Annotated in this window: 2 protein-coding genes and 1 pseudogene; all 3 read left to right on the forward strand. The window is 54.3% G+C overall.

Features of this window, described 5'->3' with window-relative positions; all coding sequences use genetic code 11:
• Window positions 1–76: 76 nt before the first annotated feature.
• On the forward strand, window positions 77–697 hold the full coding sequence (locus B5F88_RS19430; RefSeq protein ID WP_087937047.1) for a hypothetical protein: 621 nt from the start codon (window positions 77–79) through the stop codon (window positions 695–697).
• A gap of 13 nt (window positions 698–710) precedes the next feature.
• Window positions 711–1,301 (forward strand): hypothetical protein, encoded by a 591-nt coding sequence (locus B5F88_RS19435; RefSeq protein WP_087937048.1) that lies wholly within the window; start codon window positions 711–713, stop codon window positions 1,299–1,301.
• 14 nt (window positions 1,302–1,315) lie between these two features.
• Window positions 1,316–1,586, forward strand: a pseudogene (locus tag B5F88_RS19440) (hypothetical protein); the annotation flags it as partial.

Genomic DNA, 1,586 nt, shown 5'->3' on the forward strand with positions numbered 1-1,586 from the left:
AAATGGGATGACTTCATCGCAGATCCCGGCCGGTATCTGAACGGGATGATCGAGGGCGAGTTTGAGGAGTAAAGCCATGACATCAATAGACTTTCTGAACAAGGTACATCAAAGCCTGGACTCCCAGGAATATAACCTCTCCTATTCTCCGGCCAAGTCCAAGAATTATATGCTGTACTGCAATGGCAACTTTATCGGCGGCCTGTTCGATGAGGAGCTGTGCTTCGTCTACGCCGACAGTGTGAGTGAACTCCTGGGGCAGCCGGAACCCGTCTACCGCGGCTACTCCAGTACCGCCCAGCACAGGATGCTGGTGATCCCGGAGGAACACTGGGTAAAGGCACTAAAACTGCTCTATGCTGAGAAATTTGACTGGAGCCGTTTGGTGTACGACATCACATACACCAGCATTGGCGCGGCTGTGGTGGAGGACTTCTACGACGAGAATGTGGTCTTCCTGCGCTTCTGCTTTGAAAAGGAACTGCTTAAAAAGAATCCTCTGGACCGGCAGGGCCGTATCCTGCGGATGGTCTATCTCAATCAGGATCTGACAACAACGGGCAAATATCTATTCCCCAGACTGATGCAAAAGTTCCTTGTTTTTACAGATCGAGGCGGGAAAAGCAGTCTGGAAACCATGCTGAAACGGTGGTACACCGCGCTGGAGAAGGAGTACCTCAGCCATACAGCGGGATAAGGAGGGCAGCAACATGACAGAGAAGAACAGAACCTACATCACCCATCTCAAGGTCACGGATGTCCCGTGGCACCGGCTCACCACCGCCTATGGCCGGGGGACGAATTTTCCCGCACACCTGATAGTGCTGGAGCAGATGCGTGATTTGGCGTCCGTCAAAGAGTCCCTCTACGAGCTCACCACCAACATGGAGCACCAGAGTACTCTGTGGCACGCTACCCCTTTTGGCATGGTGTTCCTGTGCCGAATTCTGGAGAAGGCCCTCGCAGAGAGCGGGCAGAACCCTGTGGCCCATTTCCTGGCCGGGGAACTGCTGGACTTCTTTGCCTGCATCCTCCAGTGCTTCCACGATGGAGATGATATGGAGCACGCCGAGGCGCTGCCGCTGTTCTCCGATCTGCTCCGGGAAGAATACCTGTGGTCGGAGGAATACGACGAGGAAGAAGATGAGATGCGCTACGAGGAGGACGATGTCTTCCCCGATGACCTGTTCTACAGCTTCTATTACTACTCCTGGCAAGCGGTGAAAGCCTACCAGGATGTATTGGAGCAAGTCCCGGCAGAGTTTGCCAAGCCCGCTGCCGAGGTGCTGGAACTGCTGTAAAGGAGGCTACACCGATGTTTGAAGAATTCTATGAGATGTACGAGCCCGAGGAGCAGGAAGTGGTCGCTCTGATCAATCGCTGCATTGGGGGCGGATTTAACTGGAAAGGCAACTTTTGGGAAATGACCGTTGTGACGCTGGGCATCATGTTCTGTGACACCGGCAAGGTCAGCACTAAAGAGGAACGACTGGATTGGCCGGTCACCGAGGAGGAACGCAATAGCGACAAGGGCTGGGGACGCTTTGGCAAGGAGCAGATCTGCCGCCTGAAGATCCGCCGGATGA

The sequence above is a fragment of the Flavonifractor sp. An306 genome, assembly GCF_002159455.1.
Classification (GTDB): Bacteria; Bacillota; Clostridia; order Oscillospirales; family Oscillospiraceae; genus Flavonifractor.

Coding starts and splice junctions, on each gene's coding strand:
- B5F88_RS19435 (WP_087937048.1), top strand. CDS start 711: ATGACAGAGAAGAACAGAACCTACATCACCCATCTCAAGGTCACGGAT.
- B5F88_RS19430 (WP_087937047.1), top strand. CDS start 77: ATGACATCAATAGACTTTCTGAACAAGGTACATCAAAGCCTGGACTCC.